This window comes from Nocardia vinacea NBRC 16497, assembly GCF_000308835.1.
Taxonomy (GTDB): domain Bacteria; phylum Actinomycetota; class Actinomycetes; order Mycobacteriales; family Mycobacteriaceae; genus Nocardia; species Nocardia vinacea.
In genome coordinates, this window is the sequence record NZ_BAGN01000398.1 from 1 (window position 1) to 22,906 (window position 22,906).

The following is a 22,906-nucleotide window of genomic DNA, read 5'->3' on the forward strand; positions in this document are numbered from 1 at the left end:
ACCGGCAGTGGTTGGAGCTGATGATCGAGCACCACACCGGCGCGATCGCCATGTCGAACACCGAACTCGCCGGCGGCGTCAATCCGGACGCGAAGGCTCTCGCCACCGCCATCGTCGCCGCCCAGCAGGCCGAGATCGGCACCATGCGCGGGCTGCTCGGCCAGCGCTGACCCAGCGACGCGGAGCACACCGGAACCACCGCGTTCCGGTGCGCTCCGCACCGACCACGCGGTTCCTGACCAGTGCTTTTTCGGCTGTTCGATATCGGTTGGTCATCGATATCGGTTCGGTCGGCTGACGTCGACGGTCGCGAACAAGTACGGTCTTTACGTCCGGCTTCCTACGCGCCTCCAGCGGCCGGATGTTCGGAGGGGAGAGAGGGGAACCGACATGCGACGACTAGAGCGGACCGGCCTTGTCGCCGCGGCGGCAGCCACCGCGGTGGGTGTCCTGACCATCGGCGCGTGCTCGAAGCAGATCAACGGCAGCGCGCAGGTCAACCAGACCGAACTGGCCGCATACGCCTCCGAGGTCACGGCGTCGTCGGTGGCCGCGTCCTCCTCCCGCGCGGCGGCGGCCGAACGTGCGGCCGGTACCGCCTGCGACACCTTCACCAGTGCGAACAGCAGCTCGATCCGCACCTTCAACGACTACATCGACGCGAGCAACAACAAGGGCGTCAACGATCCGGAGACCAACGCCAAGGCCAATGACGCCGTTACCGCACTGCGCAATAGCGCTCGGACCATCGACTCGAAGGTGACCTCCGACGTGCCGTTGGCCGTCGCCGGCCCGCTGCGCAGCTACCGCGACGACACCAACGCCCTGGCCGACACTCTCGACCGGCGCGCGCCGACCGATACCCTCAATGCCGCGATCGATAAGTTCAACGCCACCAAGAACGTCGCCGAGGACGCTTGTAAAGCGTACTGACGCAGTCTATTTTGCGTTCCGGTCGGCACGGTTGAAGAAGTCTTCGAGCAGTTCGTTGAACGGGGCACCGGTGTCGGGCACCAGATGTCCCATACCGGGGCAGACGGCGCGCTCGGCGTCGGTGCGCTCGGCGAGAGCGTCGCAGATCGCCTCGTAGACCGGTCGGTCACCGCCCGAGACGACCAGGATCGGGAAGGCAGCGGCGCGCAACGCGTCCAGCGGCGGCTCCGCTTCGTCCGGTGGGCGCGCACCCCGGAGTTGCCGCATGCCGTCCAGTAGCACCTGCGGGATGGGGTCGGTGAGCGTTATCGGCACGCCCGCGACCGGGAAGAACCGCGCCAAACCGGCTTCCGGCGAGGCCGAGGTGTCCTCGATGATGTCGCGGGTCACCTTACTCGTGGCATCGACTTCCGGATTGCCCTTCGCGACGGCGAACAGCGGCGGTTCGACGACGGTGAGCGATCGGATGTGCTCCGGGCGCAACGCGGCGGCGTACAACGAGACCAGTCCGCCGTAGGAGAAGCCGACCAGGTGCACCGGCCGGCCCAGGAGCTGGTCGGCGACGAGCCGGGCTTCCGGTTCGAAATCCTGTCTGGCAGCGGGAGTTCCGCCGTGACCGGGCCGATCCGGTGCGAGTAGGGTCCACCGCTCGGTGAGCGGCCGTTGCGCCCGCCACGTCTCGCGACCACCGAGGATCCCGCCATGCACCAGCACCACCGGTGGTCCGGCACCCCAGCTGTGGATCTGCAGACTGATCTCCGTCATGCGAACTCCTCACTGGGGTCGGCGCGAGCAGCAACTACGCCAGAGTATCCGCGCCCGGGCATCCTCAGCACTCCAGCGCGCTCCTCGACGAGCGAGCGGCGGTGCTGCCACATTGCGCGGCGACGATCTGCGGGCACCGCACTCGCCGCCCGGCGCACGGATTACGCTCCTGCTGCTGCCACGGCGCTGATCAATTTTCCACCGCGTCCGCCTGCCGCAATGCCGCTGTGGCACAGTCAATTTCGCCGATCTGATCTGGGACGAGCGTATCGGTATCGAACCGCTGCCGAGCGGGGACGGCGCCCGCCCACGGCCGCGACACTGAGCGCCGAAATCCGGCACATACCAACGGCGGCAATGGTTGCCAAGGGGTGCATGGTCGAATACGGGATGAATCAGGCGCCGGGTGGGACGGTCGGTTGCCAAGGGGCGGGCTGGTCCGAGGCACCCGACCGCGGACGGCGGCCGCGCCGCTCGAAGAGCACGAGGGCGATACCGGTCAGCGAGGCGGCGACGGCGGCGAGCGCGAAGATGAACGCGGTGCCAGGAAAGCCGACCGCCCCGATCACCGCGGCGACGATGGCGACGAGTCCGCCGATGATCAGCAGGACGAACCCGGGCCAATTTCTGGCGTCCGCCAAGGTAATTCCCGGCTGCGGCTCCGTCGCGCGGGCGATATCCGGAGCGTCGTCGAGCGGGGGAATCTCCCACGGCCCTTCCGCTGTCATGGTGGTACCTCACATTTCGCTGTCAGGCTGGGTGCTTATGCCTGATGCCTATAAGGTGCCCCCGATGTGAGGATCCGAAACAGGCAGGTGAGCTAGCCGACGGTACGGCCGAGCACTCGCGCGAGCGCGCGAATGAGATCGTCGGCCGGATCCGGCGGGGTGATCGGCGCCCGCCGGGTGCTGATCCGATCGGGTCGCACGAGAAGTGCACCGCGGTCGGTGATTCCGACCTGCCCCGGCCAGTCCGGCGCTTCGATCACCCCCGCGGAAAAGGGCACGAGCAGACGAACGGCAACCTCTTCCGCGGCGCAGCTGCACGATGCCGCGGTGATGGCCACCCGCCGTCGAGAGGTCGCGCTCCGGCCCGGCTGGAATCGACTGTTCGCCAGTTGAAGTCAGCGGACCCGGCTCTGGAAAGCCGAGCGGTAGGTGTGCGGGCTGGTCCCGACCACCCGTTTGAAGCGGTCACGGAAGGCGGTGGGCGAACCGAAGCCGACCTGGGTGGCGATGCGGTCGACCGGATGGTCGGTAGCTTCGAGTAGGTATTGGGCCTGGCGGATGCGGGCGCGGTGCAGCCACTGCAGCGGAGTGGTTCCGGTCTGTTCGCGGAAGCGGCGGTTGAGCGTGCGCGGACTCATACTCGCTTGGGCCGCAACATCTTCCAGGGTGAGTGCGCTCGTCGCGTGCTCCTCCAGCCAGCGCAGCAGCGGTTCCATCGACGCACCCTGCGGCGTCGGCGGCTGGTCGTGCACGATGAATTGCGCCTGTCCCCCTTCGCGTTCCAATGGCATGACCGCGAGGCGGGCGGAGTCGGCCGCCACCGCGGAACCGTGATCGCGGCGAATCATATGCAGGCACAGGTCGATTCCGGCGGCGGCACCGGCGGAGGTAAGGAATTGTCCGTTGTCGACGTAGAGCACATCGGGGTCGACATCGATGGCGGGATAGCGGGCGGCGAGGGTCGGGGCGGCGAGCCAGTGCGTGGTGGCGCGCAGCCCGTCGAGCAGACCGGTGGCGGCGAGGATGAACGCACCGACGCAGATCGAGGCGATGCGGGTGCCGTTGGCCGCCGCCGCGCGCAGTGCCTCGATGACATCGTCCGGGACCGCAACGGTGGGGTCCGCGCAACCGGGAAGCACGATCGTGTCGGCCTCAGCCAATGCCTCGAGCCCCCAGCGCGCCTTGATGGTGAACAGTTCGGTCTCGACAGTCGGCGCGGCCGCGCAGACGCGAACCCGATAGGCGGGGCGGCCGTCGGGTAAGCGGCTGCGGGTGAAGGATTCGATCGGCGTGGACATGTCGAAGGGCAGGACTTGGTCCAGCGCGAGAACGGCCACAGTGTGCATGCCGAAACCGTAGGCGATCGCGAGGTTCCCGCCAATGGGTGTGACCTGCGACATTACTGATTTATGCAGATCAGCGCGATTGGCGAGAATCCGTTGACATATGGCAATTCCGCCAGTTCCCGCACCGCTCGCCGATCATTACCGTCGGCAGCACCGACAAGATGAAGGAGCTGACACGGTGCTCGCCCAGTTCGTATTATTCGACGGATTCGATTCGCTGGATGTCATCGCGCCATTCGAGGCCGGCAAGCTGCCCGATGGGGCCGCCGCCATCGCCATCTGAGCGCCGCCCGTGACGAAACTTCTACTCTCCCTGCATGTTCTGGCGGCCATTATCGCCATCGGCCCGGTAACGGTGGCGGCAAGTATGTTCCCCGCCACCGTCCGCCAGGTCCAGACCGACCCACATCGCTTGGCCATCGCACGCAACCTGCACCGGATCTGCCGCGTCTACGCCACCATCGGCCTCGCTGTCCCGGTCTTCGGGCTGGCCACCGCCGCCGGCCTCGGCGTCCTCAGCGATATCTGGCTCACCATATCCATTGCCCTGACCGGCGTGGCCGCCGGAATCCTCGCGCTGGCGATCCTGCCCGACCAATCCCGTATCCTCGCCGCCTTGCCGCAAACCATCCCCGCTACCGCCCAATTGGCCATGCTCACCGGCATCTTCAACCTCCTGTGGGCCGTGGTCACCGTCCTGATGATCGTCCGCCCCGGTTCGACGACCGGGGCTTGACCAAAGATTCAGTGCGGCAGTGGGTTTCCGGGCACGAGGACGACTTTGCCCGTGACGGTGCCGGATTCGGCGAGCTCCATCGCGCGGGCGGCCTCGATCAACGGAATACGAGCGGCCACCTGCGCACGCAGGCTGCCCGCCGCGGCCAACTCGAATACCGCGCCGAGATCCGCCGCGATCGCGGCGCGGAACCGGGTGCGATTGCGCTGGCCCGCCCAGATATTGAAGAAGTGCGCATTCCGCTTGTTGGGCAATAGGTTCCACCAAATCAGTCGGCCTACCAGCGCGAGCACCGGGAGGCGCGAGTTGCCCGGATCGTCTTTGGTGGATGCGGTGCCGTAGGAGACCAGCGTGCCGTGGGGCGCGAGCAGGCGGAACGAGTCCACGATCCCGGGCCCGCCGACATGGTCGAAGACGGCGTCCACCCCGCCCGGCGCAAGCGCTCGAACCTGTGCCACCACATCGCCGCGGTAGTCGATCGCCTCCGCGCCAAGCGCCGCGACGGCCTCGGCATGCCGTGCGGACGCCGTACCGATCACCCGAATACCGGCGTGGCGGGCCAGCTGCACCAGCGTCGAGCCGACCCCGCCGTTGGCGCCGTGCACCAGAATGGTCTGACCTGCGCGAACCTTGGCGATGCGGTGCAGCATCTGCCATGCGGTAATGCCGTTCACGACGAAGGTCTCGGCCGACGCGGGATCCAGGCCATCGGGCACCGGAACCAGATCCGCAGCGGCCAGCACGATATGACTCGACCAACCGCCGATCTTGGTCAGTGCGGCGACGCGGCGTCCGAGCAGCGCCGGATCGACCCCGGGTCCGATCTCGGTCACCGTGCCGACCAGGTCATATCCGGGCACGAACGGGAAGGGCGGCTGGTCGTAGTACTTCGCTCGGCGCATCTGCTGTTCGGCGAAGGAGACGCCACTGGCCTCGACGGCGATCATGGCCGCACCGTCGGCCGGTGCGGGCAGTTCACGGTGGGTGACCTGCAAGCCCGTCGGGTCGACGGGGCCGGGCAGCAGAATCTGGGTTGCCTGGGTGTTCATGGTTTTGCCTTTCGATTCGGAGTGAGTGATCGAACAGTCACTTCATGGTTAAAAAGAGTGCCCCCGCAGGGGCAACGGTCGTTTGAAACAACCACCTCACGTCGTCGGATCGACGTGCCGAATACCGGCACTCAGCATTCGCGCCCAGTCGGCGTCGAGACGATCGAGTCCGAGCGTGGTGATCAGATGACAGAGTTGTCCGTAGGCGATGAAGCGCTGCACCGCCGCGTCATCGGCACCGGAGCGCGTCTTCGCGAAGGTCGTCACGCGCTCGAGCCCGCGGCGCACCGCCTCGGCGACCTCCGGAATATCGACCGCCGATTGCGCATGCACCTGCAGCAGCAACAGATTTCGATCTGCGATCAACTCCGCATACGCCGCACCCATTTCGTGCAGGATGGCATCGGGTTCGGCACCATCGACCCGCGCGGCACCCGCGGACAGCGCACGCTCCACAAGCTCGTAGCACCGGTCCAGCGCCGCGATGAACAGCGCGATCTTGCCGGGAAACAACTTGAATACGTAGGCGGGCGAGATATTCGCCCGCGCCGCAACGGTATTGATCGGCGTCCCATGGTATCCGGTCTGCGCGAATTCGGCGATCGCGGCATCGACCACCGCCTCGCGCCGGATCTCCGACGTAGAAAGAACAACTCCGCGCCTGCTCATGTGAGTGACTATACACTCACTCCTTCTGCTGCTGTCAACCCTCAGCCGTCGTCAGACCAGCGCTGAACCCAGATCTGAAGTGGCCCAAGGGCTTCGACCAGATCGAGGCCGTCGGCGGTGAGGCGATAGCCGCTCGGATCGGTCTCGACAATGTTCACCTCGCGCAATTCGCGCAGCCGATCATTCAGGACACTGGCCGACACACCGCCGGTCAGACTCTGCAATTCACGGAAGGTGACGCTCGCACCGTCACGTAATTCCCACAGCACCCGCAACGTCCAGCGCCGTCCGAGCAGATCCAGCAGCGCCATGATCGGGCGGCCGGTGCGCGATCCGCGCACCGACTTACCGACCATCGGCGCCTTGCCTGCTTCGGATTCCGAAGCTACCATCGGCATCGTCCTTGCTCTGTTTTTCGAAGCATGATGCCAAGTCTAGCGAGGTTTGATCGATGACCACCCGAATCGCCCCACTGCGCCCGCCCTACGCACCCGAGATCGATGCGCAACTGAAGAAGTGGATGCCGCCGGAAGCCGCATTCGAGCCGCTGGCGCTGTTCCGCACGCTGGCCGTGCACGACGAACTCTTCTCGCGAATGCGGCCACTCGGCGCCGGAATACTCGGCCACGGCCGAGTGCCGCCGCGCGACCGCGAGATCGTCATCCATCGCACCTGCGCTCGGGCGGGCGCCGAGTACGAGTGGGGCGTGCACGCGGTGGTCCAGGGTCCTGCCGTGGGCCTGACCACTGCCCAAATCGATGCCGCCGCAAGCGGTCCGGCCGATGATCCGGCCTGGACCGCCGCGGACAGCGTGCTGGTTCGGCTGGCCGACGAACTGCACGACGCCGGGGATATCTCCGATGTCGTCTGGGCCCGACTGACCGAGCGCTATGACGACGACCAGATCCTGGAGCTGATCATCATCGCGGGTTGGTATCGCATGCTCAGCACCGTAATCAACAGTGCCCGAATCGAATTGGAACCCTGGGCACGGCGGTTTCCGGCAGGCACCCCTCAGTTCGGTGTCGCGGCCAGGTCGTAGACCGCGACATTGCCGATGTGGACGGCCTGGTAGTGCGCGGCGACCCAGTCGCCGATGTCCTTGTGGCCGATGGGTCGCCACGGCTCGTCTTCCGGGGCCGGTGTCGCGGTATCACCCTGGTTGCGCACGCGCCAGGAATCGGGCAGTTGCACTTCCTGTGCCAGGTAATAGCGGACCTGGTGGGTGCGGACCAGTTCCTGGAACTGATCGAGGGTGGGCACCGGATCCTCGGAGGTGAAGCCGCCGATCGCGATAACCGCCGTGCGGCTGGCCAATTCGAGAGTGGCCGCGGTCGAGGAGCGGTCTACGGCCGCCGACCAGCGGGTCGTGGTGTCGCTCAACATGCTCACCACTTGCGGCTCAGCGAAGTTGCCACCCATGATCCGGCCCACCTGGGATTGCTGTTGGGAATCGGGCTTGCGTGCCTTGGCCGGCCCGACCGTCGGGCCGCCACCCGTATGCGACTGCGGCAGCGTCGCCACCGCGTATGCCGTCGAACCACCCAGACCCGCGATGATGCCCGCGATCACCAGCACGGAGGTCACCCGGTCCCGCAGGCGCCGTCGCCCGGCCGCCGGAACAGATGCGATGAGCAGACCTACCGCCGCGAGCACCGAGATCACGATGATCGTCCAGCGCAGCCACGGCTGCCAATCCGAATTCCGCTGCAGGACAACGAAGGCCCACACACCGGCGGTGAGAATGAGTGCGGCGGAACCGATTCGACCGAATGCGTCGGCGCGGCGACGCCACATTTCGTGCACACCCAGTGCGAACATTCCGGCCACGGCCGGCCCGATCGCCAAGGTGTAGTAGGCGTGCATTCCGCCCTTCATCGTCGAGAAGGCGATGCCGTCGATGATCAGCCACAAGCCGAAGGTCAATGCCGCGCCACGAACCAGATCGGTGCGTGGTGCGCGCCACCGGGATGCCAGCACCAAGGCGAAGGCGAGCATCGCCGCGGGCAGCAACCAGGAGATTTCATAGCCGATTTCGCCGGTGAACAGCCGGTCCGGCCCCGAACCGAATCCGCCGAACCCCTGTCCGCCTCCGGCATTGTGCGGCATTTCGTAGCCGGGTGGCAGCTCGAAGCGGTTGCCGCCCTTGTGGTTCCGGCCGAGGAAGCGGGCGAAGCCGTTGTAGCCGAGCACCAGATCCATGAAGGTGTTATTCGTGGATCCGGCCAGATACGGCCGCGAGGATTCCGGCCACAGGATGGTCAGCACCACGAACCAGCCGGAGGAGACGACCAGCGCGCCCGCCGCGGCCAGCAGATGCCACAGCCGCGTGCGCAGTTTTGTCGGCGCGACGATCAGATAGGCGATGCCCAATGCGGGCAAGACCATCAATCCCTCGAGCATCTTCGCCAGGAATGCGAAGCCGAGCGCGACACCGGCCAGCATCAGCCACCGCACACTCGCCTGCCGCAGTGCCCGGATCGTGCAGTACGCGCCCGCCGTCATCAGCAGGACCATCACCGCATCGGGATTGTTGAACCGGAACATCAACGCCACCACCGGTGTCACCGCGAAGACGGCACCGGCGAGCAGTCCCGCGCCGCGGCTCTGCGCCGCCCTGGTCACCGCGCCATACATCAGCGCGACCGTCGCGACGGCCATGAGCGCCTGCGGTATCAGCATGCTCGCACTACTGAATCCGAACAGCTGACCGGAAAGTCCCATCACCCACTGCGATACCGGCGGCTTGTCGACCGTGATGAAATTCCCGGGATCCAGCGATCCGAACAGCAGCGCCTTCCAGTCCCGCGAGCCCGACCAGGCCGCGGCGGCATAGAAGCCATTGCCCATGGCATTGACGGTGATATTCCACAGATAGGCCACGGCCGTCGCGATCAGCAGAACCGCCAGTCCGATGCGCTCCCACCGTCTGATCGGCGGCAACGCTGTCGCGGGTGCGGGCGGGGTCGTATGGGGCGGCGTCGTATCGGGTGGGGTCGTTTCGGGCAGGGACGCCGGGGCACTGGTCACTGTCACCTGGGGAGTATCACAGCCGTCCCGGTGGACCCCCTTTGCGTTTCCTGTCAGTCCGCTGTGAGCCTGACCCTAATCCCTGTGACCAGGGGATTTGGGCCGCTTGGTGCGGTAACTGAGCTGTTCAGGTCGCCGGAATTTCGCGTTGGAACCAGTCGAGGATTTGCGGGAGCGCGACGCGCACGGTGGCGGAGTGGTCGATATCGCCGAGATCGGTGAGGGTGGCCAGGTCGGTGCGCATGGCTTGCAGACAGTGTTCGGCATTGGCGTAGAGCACATTTCGATCGCCGGTGGCGGCATAGAGGCGGACCGGAACGCGCGGGGTCCAGTCGCAGGTGCCATCGCTGGCAGCCACCGCTTCGCGCGCGGTTCCGCTCGGATCTTGTGCCAGGGCAAGGAACTTCGGCGTCAACAAGAGTTCGGGGCGCACGGGTAGGGCAGTGCCGATGGTGATCTCGTTCTGCTGTCCGTCGAAGAGTTGTTCGACGCGATCGGCAATCGGTTCCTGGAAGGCGTCGACGGGCCGGTCGTAGAAGTGGTAGATCCGGTTCATCGCGGTGATCCAATAAGCGAGAAAGAAGACCGCGACCGCCGGGAGGACCCGGCCCTCGATGGCGCCGGGCGTTTCGACGTGCTGAACATCGTAGGGGCCGCTGATCGGTGCCAGCGTGGCCAATCCGAAGCCAGGGGCTTCACCGCCCTGTAGCGCTTTGCCCAGTGCCGTCGCGGCCTGGCCGCCCTGGGAGAAACCGGTGACGAGGACATCGGAATCGAGGTCGTGCTGCTGTCCGGCGGCCATGGTGCGGGCGGCGCGCAGCAGATCGACCGAGGCGCTGACCTCCGAGGGCGCGTGGGTGTAGGGATGTGCACCCGGGCCTTCGCCGAGGCCGAGGTAATCCGGTGCGATGGCCGCGTAACCCGCCGCGGCGAACATGATGGTGCGGGCCCGATCGGCACGCGTGTCGTTCACCGAGGGCGCATCGCTTTTCAGCACCAGCGTGCCGTGCTCATAGGTGACGACGCGCAGCCGCCGAGACTCGGTGCGCGGCAGGACGACAAGGCCGCTCGCCGTGGTCGGGCCGCCCTCCGGCGTGACTGTTCGGTAGACGACACGATAGGCATCGACGCCATTGCGCGCGGAAGTGCCGATATTCGCGCTGGTCAGATAGGTCGTTGTCTGTTCCGCCGACAGCTGCGTGACCGGCGTGGTGCTGACGACCTCGCCGCGCGCGACCGCCGGTGCGTTATCGGACCCGCAGGCGGGGGCCACGAGCAGTGCCGCGGCGAGCAGTGCGATTACCGAACTCGGTGTGCTGCGCATGAACTCGGGTTCCTCTCGAACGACCACACGGACCATCGTGACACCGCCGACTCGTATTTCCGCGACTCGCCAGCCGACCGAGCGTATTTGCTCCGCATTCGCTGTCATGTTATTAACCAGGCGATTGTCAGCCGTTTCGGCCCAGATCACCGAGCCGATGGCGTGTTTCGTTTGCAGGTCCCGATTTGTGAGCGAAGGAGCGTTTGCGGTGTTTGCGAAAAGTTCGCGTCTTCTCCTACCGATTATCGTGCCCGCGGTACTCATCGGCACCCTGTTCGGCGTGCGCGCTCCGGCGCACGCCGACGATGCACGTCCGGACGGGAGCGTGCCACCGGCCGGTGCCAATGATTGGACCTGCCGCCCGTCGGCGGCGCATCCACAACCCGTCGTCCTGGTTCACGGCACCTGGGGGAATCAGAACTCGTGGGATGTGCTCGCACCGCAGCTGAAAGCGCAGGGCTACTGCGTATTCTCGCTGAGCTACGGGCGCGCGATCGCCAGTATGCGAGGTGCACAACCCGGCGTCTACGGCACCGCGGATATGCGCAACTCGGCCAGGGAAATCGCGCGATTCGTCGATGAGGTGCGTACGGCCACCGGTGTCCCGAAGGTGGATATCGTCGCGCATTCCCAGGGCGGTCCGCTGGTTCGGCAATTCATGCGCTTCGACGGCGGCGCGAATCAGCGGGATCCCGCGGAGAACAAGGTGGATCATCTGATAACCATCGCGGCGACCAATCACGGCACCACCGCCGAAGGGCTCGGCTTTTTGCTGCCGACCGGAAGTGCGCAGGGGCCGATCCTCGGCGTGATCGCTAGATATCTGGGCACGGCCGCGGCGCAACAGCTGATCGATAGTGAATTCCTGCGCAGCCTCAATGCCGGAGGCGATACCGAGCCCGGAGTCAATTACACGGTTATCGCCAGCCGTCTCGATCGGGTCGTCACCCCGCCCGAGGCGACCTTTCTCACCGCCGGAATCGGGGCCACGGTCGACAATGTCTGGGTGCAGGACCTGTGCCCTGACGACGAGTTCGACCATGGCGCGCTACCGGAATCCCCCACCGTCGGCTACGTCGTTCAGAAAGCCCTCGATCCGGCCTATAGCGGTGCTGCCTGCCAAGGCTGACCTGCGCGGATTGCGGTCACCGACGCACTTGCGTCAACGCTGTTATCGTCGATAGCGCCCATGGTGCTCCGGTGGTGGGACCGTGCGCCGCACCGTCCCCCGCGAGGAATGAACTTTCGTGAAATACGTTCCGCGTATCGTCCTGTTTCTGGCGATTCCCGCCCTGCTGTTCCTGTGTGCCTTGGTGGACCTTGATCGGCGCCACGACCGACGGGCCGCTGCGCTGGCTCGGCTCGGCGGTTTTCCTGGCCGGATCCGTATGTCTGCCCGCGGCGATGTTTCTCGGCCATGGTCCGAGGCAGCACGATGCGGCATCCATCGTCGGCGACACGCTGCTCGGGCTGATGTGGGTGGTGTTCAGCTGGTCGGTGCTCGGCAATGTGGTCGGGCTCGGATTGGCCGTGAGCGGGGTGGACGATCCGGCGCGGTCCAGAGTCGTCGCCGCCGGAGTATTCGTGATCGCCGCCGCGCTATCGGTCTGGGGTGTGATCGAGGCGCGCCGGGTGCCTCGGGTGCGCACTCTGGATGTCGCGATCCGCGGGCTCGCACCGGCACTCGATGGACTCCGCATGGTGGTCATCACCGATACGCACTACGCCGCGCTCGACCGGTTGCGCTGGTCGGAGAAGGTCGTCGATGTGGTGAATGCCCAGCAGCCCGATATCGCTTGCCACGCAGGCGATCTCGCGGACGGCTCGGTCGAGAAGCGACATCGGCAGGTCGATCCACTTGGTAAGATCGAGGCTCCGCTCGGGCGGTTCTACATCACCGGCAATCACGAATACTTCGGCGACGCACCGGGCTGGATCGAGCATATGACCTCGATCGGCTGGCAGCCGCTGCACAACCAACACGAGACGATCACCCGCGGCGGTGACCGGCTGGTGCTTGCGGGCATCGACGACCCCACCGGCGTCGGCCTGCCCGGACACGGGCCCGACCTCCCGGCCGCCCTCGCGGGCGCGGATCCGGACGCACCGGTCGTCCTGCTGGCCCATCAACCCAGGCAGGTCATCGAGGCCGCCGCGGCCGGCGTCGCCCTGCAGATCTCCGGCCACACCCACGGCGGCCAGATCTGGCCGTTCCACTATCTGGTCCGCCTCGAACAACCCGTGGTCGCCGGTCTCAGCCGCCACGGCGAGCACACCCAGCTCTACACCAGCCGTGGCACCGGGTTCTGGGGTCCGCAATTCCGGGTCTTCGCGCCCAGCGAAATCACCGTCCTCGTCTTACGCAGCGCCTGAACGAGACTTGCCCCGTAGGGGTATAGCTTCGCGTGGTGAACGCTATCTGGCACGCGCTATCCCTGGCCGGGTCGATGACCTGGGAAATACTCTGGGCTCTCATTCTCGGCTTCGCGCTGTCGGCCGTCGTGCAGGCGGTGGTGCGCAAGTCGACCATTCTGCGGCTGATGGGCGATGATCGGCCGCGCACCCTCGCCATTGCCGCGGGGCTCGGCGCGGCCTCCTCGTCGTGCTCGTATGCGGCCGTGGCGCTGGCTCGTTCGCTGTTCCGCAAGGGGGCGAATTTCACCGCCGCGATGGCGTTCGAAATCGGTTCGACCAATCTCGTCATCGAGCTCGGCGTCATCCTGGCGCTGCTGATGGGCTGGCAGTTCACCGCTGCCGAATTCGTCGGCGGGCCCATCATGATCGTGCTGCTCGCGGTGCTTTTCCGATTGTTCGTGCGGTCCAAGCTCGTCGAGGAGGCCCGCCGCCAAGCCGACCGTGGGCTCGCCGGATCGATGGAAGGCCATGCCGCCATGGATATGGCGGTTGCCGCCGAAGGCACCTTCATACGAAGGCTGCTGTCGCGGCCGGGGCTTACCGCGGTCTCCCATGTTTTCGTGATGGAATGGGCCGCGATTCTGCGTGATCTCGTCATCGGTCTGCTCATCGCGGGCGCGATCGGCGCATGGGTGCCGGAGACGTTCTGGCAGAACTTCTTCCTCACCGATCATCCACTGCTGTCGGCCATTTGGGGACCGATCGTCGGGCCGCTGGTGGCGATCCTGTCCTTCGTCTGCTCGATCGGCAATGTCCCGCTGGCCGCGGTGCTGTGGAACGGCGGCATCAGCTTCGGCGGCGTGATCGCCTTCATCTACGCCGACCTGCTGATCCTCCCGATCCTCAATATCTACCGCAAGTACTACGGCACCCGCATGACCCTCACTCTGCTCGCCACCTTCTACACCGCAATGGTCGGCGCCGGATATGTCGTCGAAATCCTCTTCAGCACAACAAATCTCATCCCCACCGAGCGCAACGCCATGGTGATGGCGGAAGGAATCCGCTGGAACTACACCACCTGGCTCAATATCGCCTTCCTCATTCTCGCCGCCGCCTTGATCACGATCTTCGTACGCACCGGCGGAATCCCGATGCTGCGCATGATGGGCGGCTCCCCCGACAGCGAGCACGATCACATGACGTAGCGGTGCCAGGCCTGTTCGAGGTGAGCCGCCATATCGATGGTCGGGTCGATCAGCCAGCGGGCTTGGAGGCCGTCCGCGAGGGCGAAGAACATGGTTGCGGCGCTGTCGGTGTCGATATCGACGGGGAGGGTGCCCGCTGTTTGCATTTCGCGGAGTGCGTGGGAGAAGGCTTGGATGCCAAGGCGATAGCGTTGTCGCATGTAATCGTGGGCCGGATGGGTCGGGTCGGAGGCGGCGGCCTGCATGTGGGTGAACAGTTCAATCAGGCCGGGGACCTCGGTATTGCGGCGGACGACCTCGATAAATGTCTCGGGTGCGGAGCCGTGTAATGCGGAGGCGTCGGATTCGTCGCGCTTGCGCAGTACGGCGATGAACAGTTCCTCCTTCGAGCCGAAGTAGTGCAGCAGCCCACCCTGGCTCAGCCCGACCGCATCGGCCAGCTCGGCGATGGAGGTGGCCGAGTACCCGCGCTCGGCGATCGTGCGCAGCGCGGCATCGAGGATCTGCTCCCGTCGTTCTATGCCCTTGCCGTAGGGACCCCGTTTTGCCATCGGGCCAGTTTAGGCACGAATCGCGGATCGCCTCGGCAGCTAAAACCGAGCAGTACGACTTTTCAGCAAGGCGGCGGTGGCGGCGCTGTAGGCGTGACTCGCTTCCACCGGACGCAGGGTCGGGTAGTTCGACCGGTGCGTGACGATGACTCCGTTCGGGAGGGTTACGGTGCGATCCGGGACGGTGGCAACGCAATTGCCGCCGGATTTGGCGACGAGATCGACGATCACTGTCCCGGTGCGGAGTGTGTCCAGCGCGGTGGCGTCCAGCAGCAGTGGGCCGCGGGAGCCGCGGTGCACCGCGGCGCAGATGATGAGATCGGGCGGGTCGGTGGTGAGGTGGGCGAGAAGCCCGTCCGGATTCGGCAGGAATGCCTTGGCACCGTGCCGGATTGCGGTGGACTCCTGTTCCTTGCGGTTGCCCATTGCGGTCGGCTCGTCGCCGCGGGCAGCGGCCGCGGCGATGGCGGCAAGTCCGGCCTGCCCGCAACCGAGGATCAACGCGCGCACGGGACCCTCGATCGAAAGGAGTTGTCGCCCTTGCTCGTAGGCGACATCGCCCGCTATCCGGCTCATCGCGGAGAGCGCATCGATATCGGGGCGAGAGTGTGGAACGGTTTCATAGCCGACGGATTCGATGCCGCGTGCGCGCAGTCCCGCAATCAGGTCGTGGCGATGCAGTGGATCCTGGAATCCGATGAGGGTCATACCCGGTCGCACCGAATCCAGTTGGTATGCCGGAGGTTTCACCCACACAACCACATCGCAATGCGCGAAGATCTCCGCCCGCTCGCCCACCTGCGCCCCGGCCGCCAGGTAGTCAGCATCGTCGAACCCGATGGACCGGCCCGCATCGTGCTCCACGATGACCCGCACGCCCGCGAGCCCGCGTACATCGTCCGGTATCAGCGCGACGCGCCGCTCCTCAGCAGCGGTTTCCCGCAGAACTCCGATAATCATTGTTGTTCGATGACGGGCAAACCACACCCGGCCAGCACTTTGGGATAGGTCAGCCCATTCCGGATCTCATACAGAAGCTGTTCGAGCCGGTCGAATAATTCCTCGACCAGATCCGCCGACTCGTGCCCGGGCGCCTTGCGCGGCGCGAGCACGTTGAATCGGACACCGAGTCGCTCGGATCCGGTCCGGTCCAGCGCGACACTATCGATTCCGGCACCGGCGAGCAGCAGATCCTCTATCTCCGCACTGGTTTCGACGCCTGCCTGGTCGAGGACCGCATCGTCGAAGACCACGGTGAGGAACATGCCCTGCCGACTACCCAGCGGCCGAATGACTTTCGCACCGAGCCGAGCATTGATCGCATCGATGTGGCCGTGCGCGCGACCCAGCTGGTCGAGCATCCGCACGCGGTTCTCCGCGAAGTAACTCTCGGGCGTGTGCTCGACAATCGCCCGCGCCAGATGCGTCGACTCGCGCTGGAACGAAATGGTCAGCCGCTCGCGAATCCTGGCCAGCCATTCGGCATCACCCGAGCAGGCCGCGCCCAATTTGCACGGTCCGAAGGCGTTGTAGCCCTTGGAGTTTCCGGTAATGGTGAGTACCTGGTCGTACAGCCGACGCACACCATCGTCGGTCGCGAACTCCACTGCGGCGATCGGAATGTGCTGCTCCACCATGCAATCGAAGGCCATATCGCAGATGACCGGTACCCCACTGGCAACGAGCACCCGTCCGATCGCCAGCAACTCCTCGGCCGAATAGTCGGTGAATACCGGATTTCCGGGCAGCGTGAGCAGCACCCCGCACAGTTCGTCACGGTCGGCGAAGTAGTCCAGGCAGGACTCGAGCAGATCCGGATCGATCTTGAAGGAGTCGTCCGGCGCAACAGGGCACGCCTCCATCCGCAGACCGTACTTCTCCACATGAATGCCTGAACTCTTGTACAGGCCTTCCGGATACACGATCACACCGCCGGGGCGGGCCAGCGTCGCGACCGCCTCCTCGAGCAGCATGGTGCTCGAGTACGGACAGACAACGACCTCCTCCGGCGATACCCGGACCCCAGGTATCCCGCCGGCCGGCTCCGCCAATCGCCCGAACAGCTTGTGCGCTGCCAACTCTCGCAATACCAGCGGCTGTCGCTTGTGATACAGCGTGCCATCGGCGTATTCGTCCGGCGGTTGGGTATGCATCAGTTCGCGCCATGCCATATCCAGTGCGGCGACCGCACTTTCGGCCAGCGGCAGACCGGTCTCGCCGTGGTAGGCGTCCAGCACATCCGAATACGTCCGGTCGCCCGTCCCCGCGAACTGCGGCCGCGCACCCAGATGCCGACGCACTTCCCGCTTGCGCTCCTCGGAGCGATTGGTGCGGGCGGCGAGGCTGGGTGCCGGTGTCCGCCAAGGCAGCCGATCGTTATCAGCCTGCCGAGTCACGACACCTCACTTTCGAAGGACGGCTCTCCGGGCGCGGTCATCCCGCGCCAACTCTGTTCCAGCGCCGCGCGGAACAGACCTCGGCAATCGCCCTCGGTGAGGCGCTCGTAACCGGCCAGTTCCGGTGACGCGACGATATCGTTGACGACAATGCCCGAACCGGCAACCTTCAGCTCATAGAGACGCTCGAACCGGCGCACCGCGAATGCGACATCATGCTTCAAGGCCGAGAACCGGGTCGCCACGCGCGCCTGCCGGGAATAGTCGTATTCACCGACGGCGACGTACCTTTCGTCGACGATGAGCATGCTCTGCGCATTGCGCGCGTGCTCGCGCTTGACCAGCACGCTCTCCACACCGGCACGCGCCTGTTTCCACAATTTGTCGTCATAGGGCCACACATCCTCGATCGTGTCGAGGACATACATGCGTCGCACATCGATTCGAGGCGGATGGGTCGTATCGGCCAGGCGCAGGATCGCGGCGTGATAGTCGTCGCCGACATCGCCGCCGATGGTGCCCAGATCAGCGGTGTGGATCGCGCGGACCGACGCCTTGGCCTGCTCGAGGATCATCAACCAGTCGCTGACGGTATTCCATTCCCAGACGGTCGCGCTGCGCGAAGGGATCTGCGCCAGGATTTCCTCGGCCCGCTCCAACTGCCGATCCGCGATCATGCGCAGCGGTTCGATCTCCTCCCGCGCGAAGGTCGCGTCGATCAGGCTGCCAGCGATGCCGAGCGCGCGCTCGACGAGTTCAGGGTCCTTGCCGAGCAGGACATTGAAGCGCATGCGCAGATCGTGATATCCGCCGCCGGCGAGATCGTCGGCGATACCGTCGGTCGAGGGCAATTCCTGGCCGAGCGCCAGGCTGAGACGTTCGCGCAGCGGTAGCGGTGGCACCCGAGTCCCGTTCTCGATCTGCTGGATCAGGCTGCGCGAGCAACCTGTCCTGGCCGCGAGTGCGGCCTGGGTGAACCCGCGTTCCGTGCGGAGCCGACGGACCAGATCCCCGACCTGCTCACCGTCCGGCCCTGAGCCAGCCATGCCGCGCCTCCATCCCTACGCTCGGATTTTTCAATGCTCACGATGTGTCATCCGACGTCATCATAGCCACGTTACGCCGCGAGGCAGTGCTAGCGACGATGGAAGTTTTCTGGTCGATCGCTGGAAACCGTACGGGCGGGCGGATATTGCGCAAGACCACTCCGATACTCACGACCTCGAATGCGCGTTGCGGTACTCAAAGCTGCTCTCACGGAGCAGATTACAGATACACAAGGCCGAACTTGCTTAAATCTAAGCAATATTGATTGAGAAATATCTTCAGATAGCTTCTATGCTTAGTTGACATCCAGAAGTGGCGATCCATAGCATTGTTGTCAGCGTCACATCTGATCCGGAGCTCGCTTTCCGGGACAGATGGTTTCGATCGACCAAGGGAGGGGTCATGACATTGAGGCTGACCGACTGGTTGATCACCAGCGACATCACCCCCGAAACCGCCCGCTACACCGGCAGCGGCTGGGTTCTGAGCTGGCTGCCCGGCCGACTGCTGACGCGAGAGCAGGCCATGACGGGCATGGTGCTCGACGAGACCCTGAGCGATCCGGATCCCGAAGAATACGTGCTCGCCATGGAGATTGCCGCCATCCGGGCCGCTGATCTCGGCCTCGAATTGGCTCACGCGGTCGTGCTGCTGCACGCCCGCATCGTCGAACGAGACCGGCGGCAAGCCGGCGCCAACTGCCGCATCGCGGTACCGACCACACCGGCCGCGTAACGGCAGTTGGCGCCGCGGAGGGGTCGGCGCCACCTGACGTCGCGCCGAAACAGGGTCCGGCGAGTACCGCTCGCCGGACCCTGTTTCACGAGTCGGAACGCCGAATACGCTTGGCGGAGCGCGACTTTCGCTCGGTGCGCGTTATCCGCGGATCGTCGGCGACCTCGTAGCGCCGCACATACAGGCCCAGAAATGCCTGCACGGTGGCCGTCGCCGGAATCGCGAGCAGCGCACCCACCGCGCCGAGCAGTGCGCCACCGCTTAACACCGCGAGCAGTGCGACGGCCGGATTCACATCGACCGTGCGCGCGGTGATGCGCGGCTGCAGAATGTAGTCCTGGAACTGCTGATACACCACCACGAAGATGAGGATCCACAGCGCGTCGATCGGCTGGATGGTGAGCGCGACCAGAATCGGCAGTATCCCGGCGATATATGTGCCGACGGTCGGGACGAACGAGGCGATCACGCCGAACCAGATGCCGAGTGCGATCGAATTGGGCAGGCCGAGCAGTGCCAGGAAAATCGCATGTGCCACCGCCGATATCACCGCGAGCACCGCGCGACTGTAGAGGTATCCGCGGTCTTCTCGATGGCCAGATCCCATGCGCGCAAGACGGTGTCGTGGCGATGCGGCGGCAGCAGCGAGCACACCGAGCGCCGTATCTTCGGTCCGCCCGCGGTCAGGTAGATACTGAACAGCGCGATCAACAGGAAGCGGACCAGCCCGCCCAGGATCGTGTTCGACAGACCCCACGCGTTGTGTGCGGCGCGCTCGGCGTATCCGCTGATCACATCCGAATCCTTCAGCAGCCGTTCGCGTAGCTGGTCCACCGTGAAGTCCTGCTGGAAGGTCCGGTTGATCCAGTCGACGAGTTCATTGAGCAGCCTGGGCAATTCATCGACCACCTTGCCGACGGTGTCGACCAGCAAGGTGCCCAGCGCCGCGCTGAGGCATCCGAGGGTGGGTTGGCGGCCACCGACCCAGTGTCGCCCAACCACCGGCGAATTCCCGGTTACGACCCGCTGCGAACCCTCGCTACGGCACCGACCCGAACGCCTGCTTGAAGTCGGGGCACTCGACCAGCGGCTGATGGGTGCAGGTGGCCGCGTGGCGGAGGCTGTCGCGCATGCGAGTGAGTCGAGCGATGTCCTCGTCCAACTGCCGAGTCTTCTCCGCCATATGGCGGCGGAGTTCGGTATCCGCCGGCGTGGCCACGAGGAATCGCGCGATCTGCGCGAGTGTGAAACCCGCTGCGCGAGCACAGGATACGAGCGCCAGGCGGTCGATCACCTCGGCCCGATAGGTGCGCCGCAGACCGTTGCGCCCTTCGGATTCGATGAGCCCGCGCTTCTCGTAGTACCGCAGCGCCGACGGCGCCAACCCGGACCGCGCGGCCACTTCCGCGATATCCAGCACCATCACTATTCCTCCTTGACTTGAAGCACGCTTCAAGTCAGACGATAGGCCGATGAGCGAAACAAAAGAAGAGCTGCACCCCCAGGTTCAGGCATATCTGGACCGTCTCGTCCGCGCGGATTTCGGCTCGGTGCACACTTTTACCCCGGAGCAGGCACGCGAGGGATGGCGGCGACAGATCGCCCTACTCGGCGAACCGGAACCCGTTGCCGATATCGAGAACCGCACCGTCGCGGGCATAGGCGGGCTCCGGATCTACACCCCGGATGGCGAAGGCCCCTTCCCAGCATTGGTGTTCTTCCACGGTGGCGGCTTCATGCTCGGCGATCTGGACACCCATGACGGACTGTGCCGCGGTCTGGCGAACGGTGCGGAGTGTGTCGTGGTCTCGGTCGACTACCCCCTGGCTCCGGAACACAAGTTTCCCGCCGCACCCGACGCGTGCTTCGCGGCGACGCAGTGGGTCGCCGAGCATGCGGCGAGCATCGGCGTCGACGCCACTCGCATTGCCGTCGGCGGCGACAGTGCGGGCGGCAATCTGGCGGCGGTCGTTGCGCATATGGCACGCGACAACGGCGGTCCGGCACTGACCTTCCAACTGCTGATCTATCCCGATCTCGATTTCCGCAGAACGAATTTCAGCATCACGGAGTATGCGGGCAAGTACGGAAATATCAGCCGCGATGCCCAGCACTGGTTCATGGACAGCTACTTGAATAGTTCCGAGGAGAAGCTCGACCCGCGGGTTTCCCCACTGCTCGCCCCCGACCTGGCCGGGCTACCTCCGGCACTCGTTGTCACGGCCGAATACGACGCCCTGCGCGACGAGGGCGAAGCGTACGGTCAGCGGCTCGAGGAGGCAGGGGTGCCGGTCACGGTCGCTCGCTATCCGGGGATGATCCACGAATTCGTCCGGCATCCTTTCGACGACAGCAAGCGCGCCCGACTCGATGCGGCGACGGCGCTGCGGAAGGCATTCGCCCGGTAGCGAATTGCGTCAGTCGCGGTTCGACGGTGCTCGGGAAAGGACGACGGGCATCCGCCACGACAGGCGGACCGGATTGTCGGTCGCGCGACGCAGCAGCAGCCACTGGGCGACAGCCGCCATGGTGGAACCGAGCGAGGTCGCTACCGCGAGAAATCCCCAGTGCGTAAGGCCGGCGGATGCGTAGCTGGCGGTACTGGTGCCCGGGATGGCCAGTTTGCCTCGACCGGTCGCCCAGTTCAATATCTGTCCGATCTGGCCACCCAGGTCATAGGTGCGACCGGTCATGGCCTTGAGATCGGCACCTTTGCCATTGAGGTAGATCAAGCACAGGATCACGAAAAGTGATGCGCACGCCAGCGAAATCGTCGTAAGGCGGGCGAGAAGTTCGTTGCGAAGGCGGATGTTCAGCACAATGGCGCAGAGCGCGGTGATGATGGCGGCGCTGGCGAGGATGGCCCACATGCCGGTGACCGGCGGGGTTTTGGGCGCCGTCTTCGACCAGACGTTCATCGCGTTCGTGGTTATTTCGAGCCGACCGAACGCGTTGGCGGCGACCCTGCCGTCGGGCCCCTGTGCGGTGATCCACGATTGGAACAGCATGAGCAGGGTGGCGGTACTGCCGACCACGGCCAGTATGTAGCCCCAGTAGGATTGGAGCGGTCCCAGCCGCGCCCGGAGATCGGCCAACTCCGCGGCGCGGCCTTGTGTCGGTCCCGGCGGAGCGGTCCCGCGTCGAGATGTGATGGCTCGGGAGGAGTTCTGCTCCATGAACTCAGCTTAGGTGTGGGGCAGTGACGCGACTCACCTCCAGTGGGAACGTCAGTCGGTGGTGACCGGGAACAGATCCGGTCACCGACTCTGTTACCAGTCCCGGGGGTTCGAACGAGAGCGAGGTCGACCGTGCGGGTCGAGATCTGGACCGACATCAATTGCCCCTTCTGCTACCTGGGCAAGAAGCGGTTCGAACAGGCATTGACCGACTTCCCGCACCGCTCCGACGTCGAGGTGGTGCACCGCTCGTTCGAACTGGATCCGACGCTGCCCGCCGACGAATCCGGCCCGGTGATCGCCAAGATCGCGCACAAGTACGGCATCAGCGAGGCTCAGGCGGCCGCCAATGAACGCGGCATCGGCGCACAAGCCGCCGAGATCGGCCTGCCCTATCTGACCGAAGGCCGCGATTACGGCAACTCCTTCGATATGCACCGCCTGCTGCACTTCGCACTCGCCGAAGGCAAACAGGACGCCCTCCTCGACGCCCTGTACCGCGCGAATTTCGCCGAAGAACAATCCCTGTTCGCCGATAACGAGCGCCTCGTGCGACTCGCCGTCACCGCCGGACTCGACGAATCAGCCGCACGCACCGTCCTCGACGACCCGAATGCCTACGCCGACGCCGTCCGCGCAGACGAGCAGGAGGCCGCCCAACTCGGCGCCCGCGGCGTCCCATTCTTCGTCTTCGACCGCAAATACGGTGTCTCCGGCGCCCAACCCGCCGAAGTCTTCACCCAAGCCCTGGAACAGGCCTGGGCCGATCGGGAACCGATCATCCAAACCATCGGCGGAGCCGACGTCTGCGGGCCGGACGGATGCGAGTTGCCCGCGCACAATTGACCTGCGGCACAG

General features: G+C 65.4%; 25 protein-coding genes and 1 pseudogene. 10 read left to right on the forward strand and 16 right to left on the reverse strand.

The window, feature by feature from the left end; all coding sequences use genetic code 11:
- Positions 1–11: 11 nt before the first annotated feature.
- Together ON44_RS47875 and ON44_RS37005 are read left to right on the forward strand one after the other, a co-directional pair.
- Entirely contained in the window at positions 12–170 is a 159-nt protein-coding gene (locus ON44_RS47875) for a DUF305 domain-containing protein (RefSeq protein WP_373283269.1), read from the forward strand.
- Positions 171–390: 220 nt separating this feature from the next.
- Entirely contained in the window at positions 391–933 is a 543-nt protein-coding gene (locus ON44_RS37005) for an Rv2240c family protein (protein WP_040699209.1), read from the forward strand.
- Positions 934–939: 6 nt separating this feature from the next.
- On the opposite strand, the gene ON44_RS37010 is transcribed toward ON44_RS37005, so the two are convergent.
- The 4 genes from ON44_RS37010 to ON44_RS37025 form a co-directional block, all read right to left on the reverse strand.
- Positions 940–1,698, reverse strand: a complete 759-nt coding sequence (locus tag ON44_RS37010) for an alpha/beta fold hydrolase (protein WP_040699210.1) — start codon at positions 1,696–1,698, stop codon at positions 940–942.
- 395 nt (positions 1,699–2,093) lie between these two features.
- Positions 2,094–2,426: a hypothetical protein gene (locus ON44_RS37015; RefSeq protein WP_051182866.1), complete on the reverse strand. Its 333-nt coding sequence runs from the start codon at positions 2,424–2,426 to the stop codon at positions 2,094–2,096.
- A 92-nt stretch (positions 2,427–2,518) separates the two neighbouring features.
- Positions 2,519–2,704, reverse strand: coding sequence for a hypothetical protein (locus tag ON44_RS37020; RefSeq protein ID WP_157187498.1), 186 nt, complete (start codon positions 2,702–2,704; stop codon positions 2,519–2,521).
- A gap of 117 nt (positions 2,705–2,821) precedes the next feature.
- Complete coding sequence (locus ON44_RS37025; protein WP_040699246.1) at positions 2,822–3,772, reverse strand: GlxA family transcriptional regulator; 951 nt, start codon at positions 3,770–3,772, stop codon at positions 2,822–2,824.
- 292 nt (positions 3,773–4,064) lie between these two features.
- On the opposite strand from ON44_RS37025, the gene ON44_RS37030 reads away from it, so the two are divergent.
- Complete coding sequence (locus ON44_RS37030) at positions 4,065–4,508, forward strand: membrane protein (RefSeq protein ID WP_040699212.1); 444 nt, start codon at positions 4,065–4,067, stop codon at positions 4,506–4,508.
- A gap of 8 nt (positions 4,509–4,516) precedes the next feature.
- Here the strand turns inward: ON44_RS37030 and ON44_RS37035 are convergent, their stop codons facing one another.
- The 3 genes from ON44_RS37035 to ON44_RS37045 all read right to left on the reverse strand — a co-directional run bounded on the left by ON44_RS37035 (position 4,517) and on the right by ON44_RS37045 (position 6,618).
- Positions 4,517–5,557, reverse strand: coding sequence for a medium chain dehydrogenase/reductase family protein (locus ON44_RS37035; RefSeq protein ID WP_040699213.1), 1,041 nt, complete (start codon positions 5,555–5,557; stop codon positions 4,517–4,519).
- A 96-nt stretch (positions 5,558–5,653) separates the two neighbouring features.
- Complete coding sequence (locus ON44_RS37040; protein WP_040699214.1) at positions 5,654–6,226, reverse strand: TetR/AcrR family transcriptional regulator; 573 nt, start codon at positions 6,224–6,226, stop codon at positions 5,654–5,656.
- Positions 6,227–6,267: 41 nt separating this feature from the next.
- The gene (locus ON44_RS37045) at positions 6,268–6,618 is read right to left on the reverse strand and encodes a winged helix-turn-helix transcriptional regulator (protein WP_051182875.1); all 351 of its coding nucleotides are present in this window, start codon (positions 6,616–6,618) and stop codon (positions 6,268–6,270) included.
- A 59-nt stretch (positions 6,619–6,677) separates the two neighbouring features.
- Between ON44_RS37045 and ON44_RS37050 the strand changes: the two genes are divergently transcribed.
- The gene (locus ON44_RS37050) at positions 6,678–7,268 is read left to right on the forward strand and encodes a carboxymuconolactone decarboxylase family protein (protein ID WP_040699216.1); all 591 of its coding nucleotides are present in this window, start codon (positions 6,678–6,680) and stop codon (positions 7,266–7,268) included.
- On the opposite strand, the gene ON44_RS37055 is transcribed toward ON44_RS37050, so the two are convergent.
- Together ON44_RS37055 and ON44_RS37060 are read right to left on the reverse strand one after the other, a co-directional pair.
- Entirely contained in the window at positions 7,241–9,262 is a 2,022-nt protein-coding gene (locus tag ON44_RS37055) for a glycosyltransferase family 39 protein (RefSeq protein ID WP_040699217.1), read from the reverse strand. The two genes, ON44_RS37050 and ON44_RS37055, sit on opposite strands and share 28 nt — an antisense overlap.
- Before the next feature lie 121 nt (positions 9,263–9,383).
- Positions 9,384–10,607, reverse strand: coding sequence for a lipase family protein (locus ON44_RS37060; protein WP_157187499.1), 1,224 nt, complete (start codon positions 10,605–10,607; stop codon positions 9,384–9,386).
- Positions 10,608–10,788: 181 nt separating this feature from the next.
- Here ON44_RS37060 and ON44_RS37065 point away from each other — a divergent pair, with 181 nt between their 5' ends.
- The 3 genes from ON44_RS37065 to ON44_RS37075 all read left to right on the forward strand — a co-directional run bounded on the left by ON44_RS37065 (position 10,789) and on the right by ON44_RS37075 (position 14,143).
- Positions 10,789–11,709 (forward strand): esterase/lipase family protein, encoded by a 921-nt coding sequence (locus tag ON44_RS37065; protein ID WP_245567492.1) that lies wholly within the window; start codon positions 10,789–10,791, stop codon positions 11,707–11,709.
- 176 nt (positions 11,710–11,885) lie between these two features.
- Positions 11,886–12,953, forward strand: coding sequence for a metallophosphoesterase (locus tag ON44_RS37070; protein ID WP_083898382.1), 1,068 nt, complete (start codon positions 11,886–11,888; stop codon positions 12,951–12,953).
- A 32-nt stretch (positions 12,954–12,985) separates the two neighbouring features.
- The gene (locus ON44_RS37075) at positions 12,986–14,143 is read left to right on the forward strand and encodes a permease (protein WP_174415232.1); all 1,158 of its coding nucleotides are present in this window, start codon (positions 12,986–12,988) and stop codon (positions 14,141–14,143) included.
- On the opposite strand, the gene ON44_RS37080 is transcribed toward ON44_RS37075, so the two are convergent.
- Genes ON44_RS37080 through ON44_RS37095 form a run of 4 tightly spaced genes read right to left on the reverse strand, consistent with a single transcriptional unit; the run spans position 14,131 to position 18,136 of the window.
- Positions 14,131–14,694: a TetR/AcrR family transcriptional regulator gene (locus ON44_RS37080; protein ID WP_051182868.1), complete on the reverse strand. Its 564-nt coding sequence runs from the start codon at positions 14,692–14,694 to the stop codon at positions 14,131–14,133. The genes ON44_RS37075 and ON44_RS37080 overlap by 13 nt on opposite strands.
- Before the next feature lie 39 nt (positions 14,695–14,733).
- Positions 14,734–15,654 (reverse strand): Rossmann-fold NAD(P)-binding domain-containing protein, encoded by a 921-nt coding sequence (locus ON44_RS37085; RefSeq protein ID WP_040699218.1) that lies wholly within the window; start codon positions 15,652–15,654, stop codon positions 14,734–14,736.
- The gene (locus tag ON44_RS37090) at positions 15,651–17,090 is read right to left on the reverse strand and encodes a pyridoxal phosphate-dependent aminotransferase (RefSeq protein ID WP_040699219.1); all 1,440 of its coding nucleotides are present in this window, start codon (positions 17,088–17,090) and stop codon (positions 15,651–15,653) included. Before ON44_RS37090 ends, ON44_RS37085 begins: the two co-directional genes overlap by 4 nt.
- A complete protein-coding gene (locus ON44_RS37095; RefSeq protein ID WP_040699221.1) occupies positions 17,087–18,136 on the reverse strand; it encodes a helix-turn-helix domain-containing protein in 1,050 nt (349 codons plus the stop codon). Before ON44_RS37095 ends, ON44_RS37090 begins: the two co-directional genes overlap by 4 nt.
- Positions 18,137–18,539: 403 nt before the next feature.
- Here ON44_RS37095 and ON44_RS37100 point away from each other — a divergent pair, with 403 nt between their 5' ends.
- The gene (locus tag ON44_RS37100; RefSeq protein ID WP_051182869.1) at positions 18,540–18,872 is read left to right on the forward strand and encodes a hypothetical protein; all 333 of its coding nucleotides are present in this window, start codon (positions 18,540–18,542) and stop codon (positions 18,870–18,872) included.
- Between the two features lie 85 nt (positions 18,873–18,957).
- Here ON44_RS37100 and ON44_RS54490 read toward each other — a convergent pair.
- A pseudogene (locus ON44_RS54490) lies at positions 18,958–19,874 on the reverse strand (AI-2E family transporter).
- Positions 19,875–19,911: 37 nt separating this feature from the next.
- Positions 19,912–20,295, reverse strand: coding sequence for a MerR family transcriptional regulator (locus tag ON44_RS37110; RefSeq protein WP_040699257.1), 384 nt, complete (start codon positions 20,293–20,295; stop codon positions 19,912–19,914).
- 49 nt (positions 20,296–20,344) lie between these two features.
- Between ON44_RS37110 and lipP1 the strand changes: the two genes are divergently transcribed.
- Positions 20,345–21,280, forward strand: a complete 936-nt coding sequence (gene lipP1 / locus ON44_RS37115) for a LipP1 family hormone-sensitive lipase (RefSeq protein WP_040699223.1) — start codon at positions 20,345–20,347, stop codon at positions 21,278–21,280.
- A gap of 9 nt (positions 21,281–21,289) precedes the next feature.
- On the opposite strand, the gene ON44_RS37120 is transcribed toward lipP1, so the two are convergent.
- Positions 21,290–22,048, reverse strand: coding sequence for a hypothetical protein (locus ON44_RS37120; RefSeq protein WP_157187500.1), 759 nt, complete (start codon positions 22,046–22,048; stop codon positions 21,290–21,292).
- Between the two features lie 132 nt (positions 22,049–22,180).
- Here ON44_RS37120 and ON44_RS37125 point away from each other — a divergent pair, with 132 nt between their 5' ends.
- Positions 22,181–22,894 (forward strand): DsbA family oxidoreductase, encoded by a 714-nt coding sequence (locus tag ON44_RS37125; protein ID WP_040699226.1) that lies wholly within the window; start codon positions 22,181–22,183, stop codon positions 22,892–22,894.
- The last annotated feature ends 12 nt before the right edge of the window (positions 22,895–22,906 follow it).

Bases quoted from the DNA above. Each gene is read 5' to 3' on its own strand.
- ON44_RS37080 (WP_051182868.1), bottom strand. From the start codon at position 14,694: ATGGCAAAACGGGGTCCCTACGGCAAGGGCATAGAACGACGGGAGCAG.
- ON44_RS37035 (WP_040699213.1), bottom strand. From the start codon at position 5,557: ATGAACACCCAGGCAACCCAGATTCTGCTGCCCGGCCCCGTCGACCCG.
- ON44_RS37100 (WP_051182869.1), top strand. From the start codon at position 18,540: ATGACATTGAGGCTGACCGACTGGTTGATCACCAGCGACATCACCCCC.
- ON44_RS37095 (WP_040699221.1), bottom strand. From the start codon at position 18,136: ATGGCTGGCTCAGGGCCGGACGGTGAGCAGGTCGGGGATCTGGTCCGT.
- ON44_RS37050 (WP_040699216.1), top strand. From the start codon at position 6,678: ATGACCACCCGAATCGCCCCACTGCGCCCGCCCTACGCACCCGAGATC.
- lipP1 (WP_040699223.1), top strand. From the start codon at position 20,345: ATGAGCGAAACAAAAGAAGAGCTGCACCCCCAGGTTCAGGCATATCTG.
- ON44_RS37005 (WP_040699209.1), top strand. From the start codon at position 391: ATGCGACGACTAGAGCGGACCGGCCTTGTCGCCGCGGCGGCAGCCACC.
- ON44_RS37010 (WP_040699210.1), bottom strand. From the start codon at position 1,698: ATGACGGAGATCAGTCTGCAGATCCACAGCTGGGGTGCCGGACCACCG.
- ON44_RS37110 (WP_040699257.1), bottom strand. From the start codon at position 20,295: ATGGTGCTGGATATCGCGGAAGTGGCCGCGCGGTCCGGGTTGGCGCCG.
- ON44_RS37025 (WP_040699246.1), bottom strand. From the start codon at position 3,772: ATGCACACTGTGGCCGTTCTCGCGCTGGACCAAGTCCTGCCCTTCGAC.
- ON44_RS37015 (WP_051182866.1), bottom strand. From the start codon at position 2,426: ATGACAGCGGAAGGGCCGTGGGAGATTCCCCCGCTCGACGACGCTCCG.
- ON44_RS37120 (WP_157187500.1), bottom strand. From the start codon at position 22,048: ATGGAGCAGAACTCCTCCCGAGCCATCACATCTCGACGCGGGACCGCT.
- ON44_RS37045 (WP_051182875.1), bottom strand. From the start codon at position 6,618: ATGGTAGCTTCGGAATCCGAAGCAGGCAAGGCGCCGATGGTCGGTAAG.
- ON44_RS37085 (WP_040699218.1), bottom strand. From the start codon at position 15,654: ATGATTATCGGAGTTCTGCGGGAAACCGCTGCTGAGGAGCGGCGCGTC.
- ON44_RS37040 (WP_040699214.1), bottom strand. From the start codon at position 6,226: ATGAGCAGGCGCGGAGTTGTTCTTTCTACGTCGGAGATCCGGCGCGAG.